Origin of the sequence: Microbacterium sp. SD291, from assembly GCF_017355365.1 — a bacterium.
GTDB lineage: Bacteria > Actinomycetota > Actinomycetes > Actinomycetales > Microbacteriaceae > Microbacterium.
In genome coordinates this window covers 110904-120228 of record NZ_JADIJR010000009.1, presented here as the reverse complement: position 1 = coordinate 120228, position 9325 = coordinate 110904, and the positions used below count along the sequence as shown (strand labels likewise).

8 protein-coding genes are annotated in these 9325 nt (G+C 70.5%); all 8 read left to right on the top strand.

Features of this window, described 5'->3' with window-relative positions; all coding sequences use genetic code 11:
• A partial coding sequence (locus IPV10_RS07415) for an AAA family ATPase (protein WP_374192223.1) occupies positions 1–1031 on the top strand: 1031 nt, incomplete at its 5' end.
• 64 nt (positions 1032–1095) lie between these two features.
• The gene (locus tag IPV10_RS07410) at positions 1096–1983 is read left to right on the top strand and encodes a DUF58 domain-containing protein (RefSeq protein ID WP_207482256.1); all 888 of its coding nucleotides are present in this window, start codon (positions 1096–1098) and stop codon (positions 1981–1983) included.
• A 4-nt stretch (positions 1984–1987) separates the two neighbouring features.
• The gene (locus tag IPV10_RS07405) at positions 1988–2476 is read left to right on the top strand and encodes a hypothetical protein (protein ID WP_207482254.1); all 489 of its coding nucleotides are present in this window, start codon (positions 1988–1990) and stop codon (positions 2474–2476) included.
• Complete coding sequence (locus tag IPV10_RS07400; RefSeq protein ID WP_242684735.1) at positions 2467–3453, top strand: VWA domain-containing protein; 987 nt, start codon at positions 2467–2469, stop codon at positions 3451–3453. Before IPV10_RS07405 ends, IPV10_RS07400 begins: the two co-directional genes overlap by 10 nt.
• Positions 3450–4685 (top strand): VWA domain-containing protein, encoded by a 1236-nt coding sequence (locus IPV10_RS07395; protein WP_207482252.1) that lies wholly within the window; start codon positions 3450–3452, stop codon positions 4683–4685. The genes IPV10_RS07400 and IPV10_RS07395 overlap by 4 nt, the downstream gene beginning before the upstream one ends.
• Positions 4682–5437 carry a hypothetical protein gene (locus tag IPV10_RS07390; RefSeq protein WP_207482250.1) on the top strand — a complete coding sequence of 252 codons (756 nt, stop codon included), beginning with the start codon at positions 4682–4684 and terminating at the stop codon, positions 5435–5437. The genes IPV10_RS07395 and IPV10_RS07390 overlap by 4 nt, the downstream gene beginning before the upstream one ends.
• A gap of 10 nt (positions 5438–5447) precedes the next feature.
• Complete coding sequence (locus IPV10_RS07385; RefSeq protein ID WP_242684734.1) at positions 5448–6599, top strand: DUF4064 domain-containing protein; 1152 nt, start codon at positions 5448–5450, stop codon at positions 6597–6599.
• Positions 6600–6680: 81 nt separating this feature from the next.
• A complete protein-coding gene (locus IPV10_RS07380; protein ID WP_207482249.1) occupies positions 6681–9263 on the top strand; it encodes an AAA family ATPase in 2583 nt (860 codons plus the stop codon).
• Positions 9264–9325 lie beyond the last annotated feature (62 nt).

The following is a 9325-nucleotide window of genomic DNA, read 5'->3' as shown; positions in this document are numbered from 1 at the left end:
CACCGGCGACCGCTACGGCACCGGCGCAGACATCCGCCACCAAGGACGCACCGACCGAGTCCGAGCTGCGCCGCGCCGGCGACGTGCTGAAGGTCATCTCCGACGCGTATTCGGCGAAGATGGTCGGCCAGGAGCGCCTCCGGATGAGCCTGCTGATCTCCCTGATCGCCGGCGGTCACATCCTGCTCGAGAGTGTGCCCGGGCTCGCGAAGACCACCGCCGCGAGCACGCTCGCCGACACCATCAAGGCGCAGTTCAAGCGCATCCAGTGCACGCCCGACCTGCTCCCGAGCGACATCACCGGCAACCAGATCTACGACTCCGCAACCGGCTCGTTCCGCACCGTGCTCGGGCCGGTGCACGCGAACTTCGTCCTCCTCGACGAGATCAACCGCTCCAGCGCGAAGACGCAGAGCGCGATGCTCGAGGCGATGCAGGAGCACCAGACCACGATCGGCGGCGAGATCCACCATCTGCCGAAGCCGTTCCTCGTGATCGCGACGCAGAACCCGATCGAGCAGGAGGGCACCTATGAGCTCCCCGAGGCCCAGATGGACCGCTTCCTGCTCAAGGAGATCGTCGAGTACCCGAGCCCGGCCGACGAATTCGAGATCCTCAGCCGCATCGACTCCGGCGTGCTGGACCCCGACCGTCACGTCTCCAGCGCCGTGACCCTCGACGACGTGCAACTGCTGCAGGACACCGCGTCGCGCATCTACGTCGACCCGGCGATCCGCAATTACATCGTCTCGATCGCGTACGTCACCAGGAACCCCGCGCCGTACATCGGCGAGGAGCGCGCCCGCTACATCAAGTACGGTGCCAGCCCGCGTGCGAGCATCGCGTTCCTGCAGGCCTCGCGCGCGCTCGCGCTGCTGAACGGCCGCGCGCACGTGCTCCCGGAGGACATCAGGGCCCTGCGCCACCTGGTTCTCCGCCACCGTGTGCTGCTGACTTTCGAGGCGGATGCCGAGGGCATCCGCAGCGAGGAGATCATCGACCAGATCTTCGCCAGCGTCCCGACGCCTTGACGCTTCGACAAGCTCAGCGATCCAAGAGAGCTCAGGGACCGACGGAAGACAAGCTCAGGGACTCATGGCCAGCCTGATCACGCAGGTGAAGAGCAAGCTCTTCATCCACTCGTCGCGCAAGTCGCTGCACGCGCTCGACGGCGCCTACGCGTCGCTGCTGCACGGCCGCAGCCTCGACTTCGAGGACCTCCGCAAGTACGAGTACGGCGACTCGGTGCGCGACATCGACTGGCGGGCGACCGCCCGTCAGGGCACCCCGCTGGTCAAGCGCCACCGCGCGCTGCGCATGCACACGGTCCTGTTCGTGGTCGACACCGGGCGCTCGATGGCGGCGCTGGCGCACGACGAGCAGTCCAAGAAGGACCTCGCGATCCTCGCGACAGGGGTGCTCGGCGTGCTGGCGCTGCGCCACGGCGACGACTTCACCGTGGTCTACGGCGACGCCGCCCGGGTGCGCAGGCGGGCCCCCGGCCGCAGCGAGGGCGCGCTCGAGCACGCCCTGCGCACGATCGACACGGCGATCGAGGAGAGCGCCGCGCCCAGCGACCGGGACGCGCTCCTGTCCTTCGTCACCCGCACGATCTCCCGCCGCATGATCGTCGTGGTGATCACCGACGAGGCGCCGATCACCGATGAGACGGAGCGGATGCTGCGCCGCCTGCGCGTGCAGCACGATGTGCTCTGGCTGACGGTGCGAGACGCCGACCCGGTGCTCGATCACACCAGCGGCACGATCCGCACCGACGTCGACAGCGCGTGGGACGTGCCCGATTTCGTGCAGGGCGACCTGGACATCGTGCGCGAGCTCGCGGCGCAGACCGAGGCGGATGCCGCGCGCCTCGCCGAGATCCTCAAGCGCATGGAGATCAGCCACTCCGTGCTCGAAGGGCAGAGCGACGCCGTGTCGCAGCTGCTGCGGCTGCTCGCCTCCCGTTCGAATGCAGGGGGGTGATCGGATGACCGGCTCCGATGAGCTCTATCCCCCGGCGCAGTACGGCTGGGGCTGGATCCTGCTCGCCATCGGCATCCTGGTGCTGCTGATCACGGCCGCCTGGGTGGTCGTCATGCTCACCCGCCCTCGGCGGAGCCTCGCGGCCACCGGCGACACCCCGCAGCCGCTGCTGACCATGGACGTGCTGTCGCAGCTGCGGGTCGAGTATCTCGAGCGGATCCAGCGCATCGAAGACGACTACCGCGCCCGCAGGCTCAGCGCCCGCAACGCCAACCTCGAGCTCAGCCGCGTCGTGCGCACCTTCGTGAACGAGTACAGCGGACTCGAGGCGCCGGTGCTCGCGCTCGACGACCTGGTGGCGCGCGGCGTGCACCCCGCGCTCATCGACGCGATGGGCCGCCACTACTACCCGAGCATCTTCCGGCAGGGCCCCGCGATCGATCCCGCGGCGGGCGCCGAGGCCGCCAGGACGGTGGTGCGCACATGGCACTAGAGAACTGGTGGATGCTGCTCGTCGCCGCCGGCGTGATCCTCGTCGCGCTGGCGGTCGGGATCGTCCTCGGCCTCCGCGGCCACGCCCGCACCGGTGCGAGCGAACGGGCCCGCGTCGCGCGCGCGGAGCGGCTCCGCGCGCTGCCGACGTTCCGGCAGGCGCTGCGCCGTCGCGTGCTCGCGCTCTCCGGCATCCTGCTCCTCGGGGTGATCGCAGCTGCCTCCGCCGGAGTCGTCGCCGCCCGGCCGATGTCGCCGCAGACGATCCAGCCGGTGAACACCAGCCGCGACATCATGCTGTGCCTCGACGTCTCGGGTTCGATGAGCGAGGTCGACGTCGAGGTGCTGAGCGTGTTCGAGGAGCTGCTCGAGGACTTCAAGGGCGAGCGGATCGGACTGACGATCTTCAACAGCTCGCCGGTGCAGATCTTCCCGCTGACCGATGACTACGAGTTCATCCGCGGGCACCTGCAGAGCATGACGTCGAGCTTCGACTACCTCGAGGAGGTGCCGGAGCACTGGGTGGGCACCCTCAACGGCAACGGCGCTTCGCTGATCGGCGACGGGCTGGCGGCGTGCGCGCTGGCCTTCGATCACCCGGACGACGAGCGAAGCCGGTCGATCATCTTCGCGACCGACAACGAGGTGAACGGCGCCTCCATCGTGACGCTCGAGGAGGCGGCGGCCTACGCGAAGTCCGTCGGCGTGCGCGTGTTCGCCCTCAACCCTGTGCAGGGCAAGGATGCCGAGATCAGCGCACAGCTCGCCGAGGCGGCCGAGGTCACCGGAGGCACGGCGTACGGCCTGCGCGACACCACGACGGTCGGCGACATCGTCGCCGAGGTGCAGGCGCAGGAGGCCACGGCGCTGAAGGGGCAGGCCCAGGTGGTGTGGACCGACACCCCGAACCTGTGGATCGTGGTGCTGATGATCTCGGCGCTGTCGTTCATCGTGGTGCTCTGGAGGGTGAGACTGTGATCTTCCAGCCAGTGCTCAACGTCTTCCTGCTGCTGCTGTTCGTGCTGCCGGTCGCCGCGATCGCCGTGCTCGCCCTTGTGAAGGGCCCTTCGACGGCGGGCTCAGGAACCCAGAAGACACATCGCGCGCTGTGGGCGCTGCGACTGGTGATGCTGCTCGCCTGCTTCGTGATGCTGCTGCGTCCCGGCATCCCGGGTGGCGCCACGCAGACCCTCGCGACGGACACCGACATCGTCCTCGTCGTCGACACGACCGCCAGCATCGTGGCCGAGGACTGGGACGGCGACAAGCCGCGGCTCGACGGCGTCCGTGCCGACATCCAGGCGATCGTCGAGGAGTACCCCGGCGCCCGGTTCGCGCTGATCACGTTCGACGCCTCTGCCGACCTGCGGCTGCCGCTCACCACCGACACCACCGCGCTGATCTCGTCGCTGGAGGTGCTGCGCCCAGAGGTGACCAGCCAGTCGCGCGGCAGCTCGATCGGCATCGCCAACCGGATGCTGCAGAACACGCTGTCGGCGGCCGCGGAGAGCTCTCCCGAGCGCAGCCGCATGGTGTTCTACTTCGGCGACGGCGAGCAGACGGTGACGTCGCCCCCGGAGTCGTTCAAGGGCAGCGAGAAGTACACGGATGCCGGTGCGGTACTCGGCTACGGCACCGCCGAGGGCGGCCCGATGCAGCTCACCACCGGGAGCCTCGACGGCCCTTCGACAGGCTCAGGGACCCAGCACAAGGAGTACATCGAGTACCTGGGCGAGGATGCGCTGTCGGTGATCGACGAGAAGAACCTCGAGACGCTCGCGGGCCAACTCGGCGTCGAGTACCAGCACCGGAAGGCGGATGCCGCGCCGACGCTGCCGGAGGCGCCGTCGACCACCACCAGCTATGCCGAGTCGGGCACGGTCGGCAACGTGACGGAGCTGTACTGGATCGCCGCCGTCATCGTCGTCGCCCTGCTCGGCTTCGAGCTCGCCCGCGCGGCGATGCTCGTCGCGCGGCTGCGGCAGCTGCGCGCCCCGGATCGGGTCGCTGCGCCTCACACCCGGAACGGGGTCGCTGAGCCTGTCGAAGCGCCTCACACCCGAAACCGGGTCGCTGGGCCTGTCGAAGCGCGACACACCCGAAACCGGGTCGCTGAGCCTGTCGAAGCGCCACACACCACGGGTCCTTCGACAAGCTCAGGAACCCGCACGAGCTCAGGAACCCAGTTCTCCGACGGAGGTGCCTCATGACAGACACCGCAGCCGCGGCATCCGCTCTGCTGGCGTCGAACCGGCGGCGCCGCCGCATCCGCCGCTGGATCGCGATCGGCACTCTGCCGCTGACGCTGGCGGCGCTGCTGTTCGTCGGCAAGATCCTGAGCATGTACGCGTTCGCACACCAGGCCGTCACCGCCTACGTCGCCGACGACTACTCCGGGTCGGAGGCGTCGGCGCGCGGCCAGGAGTTCCTGAACTGGTTCGAGCCGTACAAGGCGCCCTTCAACGTGGGCACGGCGCTGGCCGGGTCCGACAATCTGCCCGAAGCCCGCGTGAAGCTCGAGGAGGCCCTCGCCCTCGCGCAGGGTCTCGAGGTCTGCGGCGTGCGGATCAACCTGGCGCTCGTGATCGAGCGGATGGGCGACGCCGCCCGCGCCGGCGGAGACGGGGCCGCTGCCGCCGAGCTCTACGGCGAGGCGCTGACGATCACCGCGGAGACGCCGGAGGAGTGCAGCAGCGAAGAGGCGCAGAAGCAGTCATCCGACCCGCAGCGCGACATGCAGCAGACCCAGGAGGATCTCGAGGATCGCCTCAAGCAGAAGCAGCAGGACCAGCAGCAGCCTCCGCCCGAGCCCGAGGAGAAGCCTCAGGACGAGCCCGAGCCACAGCCGTCGGAGGAGAAGCTCGACGATCTGAAGGAGAAGCTCGAGCAGGGCACGCAGGAGCGCGACCAGCAGCAGGGCGAGGACGACGGCGACGGGTCGGGAACGGACAAGCCCTGGTGATGAGACGGTGATGAACGGGATGGATCACGAGAAGCAGCGCCAGCGCTACATCGCGGGCACGGAGGGCGCTCCGCCGGTTCCTCCGCCCGGCGGGTACCGCGGCGCGCGGCGCCAGCAGACCGGCTCGCCCGCACCGGCGGATGCTCCTGTCGCGACGGCATCCGCCGCCGCATCCGCGCCGTCATCCGCGACCGCTGCCGCGACCGCTGAAGACGTGAAGCAGCCCGCGAACATCCTCGGCTGGGTGGCGCTCGGCGTCTCGATCCTGTTCGCCCTGATCCTGCTCGGCACCCTGCTGGCCGGCGGCACCGACATCCTCTACAGCGTCACGATGCTCGCGGTCCAGCTCGCCGTGGTCGCGCTGATCGTCGCCGCGCTGGTGACAGCGCGCGGGCGGATGCTGGGCGGCATCGCGATCGTGATCGCCGTGCTCTTCAACGTCGCGACCGTCGGCGGCCTGAGCGCAGTGCAGACCTCGGCATCCGGCAGCTACGACGGCATGAAGACCGAGGAGCAGAAGCACGAGGAGGCCTATCCCGGGATCAAGGACACCGATCCGCAGGATGCTCTGAGCCAGCAGTCCCTCGAGGAGGTGCAGGCTGCGGCGGAGAGCCTGTTCGCCGACATCCGCGCCCGGATCACCGACGAGTTCGGCTACGAGTGGGTGCAGGTCGGCGACGAGGACTTCCGTCCGGAGCGCAACGGCTACGGCGGGGAGTCGATGCTCGTGGAGTACGCATCCGCCGGGTGGGCCACCACCGAGCCGATCCAGGACCACGACCGCAAGGTCGAGGTGATGGGCGTGATCGACGACGTGGTCACGGAGCACGGGATGTCGTACCTCTACTCGTTCAACGACCAGTACTCGGGGATCGACCCGTCGATGCTCGAGAAGCTCTACGGCAGCGCGGATCCGCGCGAGCAGCACACCTGGGAGTACTACTCCGAGAACTACCCGGAGCCGATGCGGTTCTACGCCGACATCTTCGACCTCTCGAACGACCCCACCGGCGACTTCCTGAAGACCCGCGAGGCGCAGAACGCACGCACCGGCGAGCCGCTCGAGGGCCTGCAGATCGTGGTGATCGCCAGTGCGGTGCTCAGCGAGGCGGATCGCGAGGAGTACGAGAAGCGGCTCGAGGAGTACTCGAGCTTCTTCTGACGTCCGGTCGCGCGTCATCCTGCGCCGCGGGCGCCTGAACCGGGGATTCCCTCGCGCCCCGCGCGGGCGTAGTGTCAGCGCATGGAGCTCCTCGAGCGGGAGTCGCAGCTGTCCGCACTGCGCGAGTACGCGGATCAGGCGCGTTCGGGCGCGGGGAGGCTCGTGCTGGTCGCCGGCGAGGCCGGAGTGGGCAAGTCCTCGCTGATCGAGTCGTTCGAACGGCAGACGGATGCCGCGCTCTGGGCCTGGGGCGCCTGCGATCCGCTCTCGACGCCGCGTCCGCTCGGGCCGCTGCTCGACATGGCGCCGGTGCTCGGCGACGACCTCGAGCGGCTGTGCCGCGAAGGCGTCTCCCGGGACCGCATCTTCGAGGGGGCACGAGCCGCGCTCGCCGGTCACGGCCGCCTCACGGTCGCCGTCTTCGAGGACGTGCACTGGGCCGACGACGCCACGCTCGACCTGCTGCGCTTCCTCGGACGCCGCGTGCGCGAACTGCCCGCACTCGTCGTCGTCACCTTCCGCGACGACGAGCCCCGTCCCCGCCTGCTCGACGTGCTCGGCCAGCTCGCCGTGCAGCGCGCCACGAGGCGCATCGACCTGCCCTCGCTCTCCCCGCACGCGGTCGCCGCACTGGCCGGCCGTCGCGAATTCGACCCCGTGGCGCTGCACGCGGCGACGGGCGGCAACCCGTTCTTCGTCACCGAGGTTCTGCGGGCGGGCGCTCCCGGCGGGCTGCCGACGTCGGTGCGCGACCTGGTGCTCGCGCGCGCGGCACGCCTGGGCTCCGACGCGCGGCACGTGCTCGACGCGGCATCCCTGATCGGGCGCAGCGTATCGCCCGCGCTGCTGGAGAAGGTCGCCGATGCATCACCGCGCGGGATCGACGAGATGCTCACCTGCGGCATCGTGCGGGCCGCCGGCACCGGGTTCGCCTTCCGGCACGAGCTCGCGCGTCGCGCCGTCGACGAGGCGGTGCCGGCGCACCGGCGGATCGCGCTGCACCGGACGATCCTCGCCGCGCTGGTCGAGGCGGGAGCATCGGATGCCGCACGCCTGGCCTTCCACGCCGAGGGAGCGGGCGACTCCGGGGCCACGCTCGAGTACGCCCGCCGGGCCGGTCACGATGCCGCGGCCCTCGGCGCGCATCGCGAGGCGTTCGTGCATTTCGAGCGCGCAACCCGGCATGCCGATGACCTGCCCGTCGCCGAGCACGCCGCGCTCTTCGACATCCTCGGCAGGGAGGCGGCGGTCGTCGATCAGGGCGTGCGCGCGCTGGACGCGCGGCGGAGCGCCGCCGAGCTCTGGCACGCGCTCGGCGACACGCTGCGCGAGGGCGACAGCCTCCGAGGGCTCGCCCGCGCACAGCAGCGCATCGCCGACGGCGCGGCAGCCACGGCGACCGCCGAGCGCGCCGTCGAGGTGCTCGTCCCGCACGCGCACACCCCCGAGTACGCGACGGCGCTCGCGTACCTGGCCGGCGATCGGATGCTCAACGGCCGCAGCGAGGAGGCGATCGACCTCGCCCTGCGCGCCGGGGCGCTCGGGAAGGAGCTCGACCTGCCGGAGGTGCGGGCCGACGCGCTCGACACCTTCGCCTGCGCGCTCGCGGTGACCGGCGGGGACTGGGAGCCGCCGATGCGCGAGGCCCTCCGCGTCGCGCTCGACGCCGGCATCGCCGACCAGGCCGGTCGCGCCTACAACAACCTGCACTGGGCGCTCGGGAGTGAGCAGCGCATCGCCGAGACGATCGAGGTGTACGAGGAGGGGTGGGCCTACTGCGAGGCCCACGACACGCTCAGCTACGGCTGGTGCCTCCAGATGGAGCACAGCGAGATCACCGAGTGGCGAGGCGAGTGGGACGAGGCGCTCGCCATCGTCGACGGTTCGGCCGGGATGCCGCTCACGCCGCTCAACCGGTACACGTGTCTCTCGATCGGAGGGCGCATCCGCGCACGCCGGGGTGAGGAATCGGGGATGGCGCTGCTCGTCGAAGCCGACGCGATCGCCCGCGGCTCCGGGCAGCCGCAGTACGAGGCGCAGTCGGCGCTGAACCTCATCGAGGCGCACTGGCTCGGCGGCGATCTCGACGCGGCACGCAGCGAGACCGAGCGCGCCGTGAGATCCGTGGCCGGAGTCGCGGCGTGCACCGCCGATTCCGTGCGGGAATGGGAGCACCGCCTGCTCGGCGGCGCCTCCGGAGCCACATCGACGGCCGCGGCCGGTCATGAGCTCGCGGGCCGGCGCCACGATGCCGTCGAGGCGTGGGAGGCGCTGGGATACGGGTATCACGCGGCGCTCGTGCTCGCGTTCTCCGACGACGAAGCGCACCTGCGTGACGCGATCACCCGGTTCGACCGGCTCGGTGCCGTCGCCGCCGCGGCCGCCACCCGGCGACGGATGCGCGGGCTCGGGCTGCGCGCCATCCCCGTCGGCTCGCGCGCGACCACGCGGGCGAACCCGGCGGGCCTCACCCGTCGCGAGCAGGAGGTGCTGACGCTCCTGTGCGAGACGCTGAGCAATGACGAGATCGCAGAGCGGCTCGTGCTCTCGGTGCGAACCGTCGACCATCACGTGTCCGCGATCCTCACGAAACTCGGCGTGCCGACACGGCGTGAGGCCGCCGGCATCGCGCGCGAGTCGGGACTGGTTCCGGCGCTGAGCTGACCCTGCCGCGGCATCCGGTTCGGAAAACCGGGTGATCGGACGCCGCAACCTGGGCACCCGCC

Bases quoted from the DNA above. Each gene is read 5' to 3' on its own strand.
- IPV10_RS07385 (WP_242684734.1), top strand. From the start codon at position 5,448: ATGAACGGGATGGATCACGAGAAGCAGCGCCAGCGCTACATCGCGGGC.
- IPV10_RS07400 (WP_242684735.1), top strand. From the start codon at position 2,467: ATGGCACTAGAGAACTGGTGGATGCTGCTCGTCGCCGCCGGCGTGATC.
- IPV10_RS07410 (WP_207482256.1), top strand. From the start codon at position 1,096: ATGGCCAGCCTGATCACGCAGGTGAAGAGCAAGCTCTTCATCCACTCG.
- IPV10_RS07405 (WP_207482254.1), top strand. From the start codon at position 1,988: ATGACCGGCTCCGATGAGCTCTATCCCCCGGCGCAGTACGGCTGGGGC.
- IPV10_RS07390 (WP_207482250.1), top strand. From the start codon at position 4,682: ATGACAGACACCGCAGCCGCGGCATCCGCTCTGCTGGCGTCGAACCGG.
- IPV10_RS07380 (WP_207482249.1), top strand. From the start codon at position 6,681: ATGGAGCTCCTCGAGCGGGAGTCGCAGCTGTCCGCACTGCGCGAGTAC.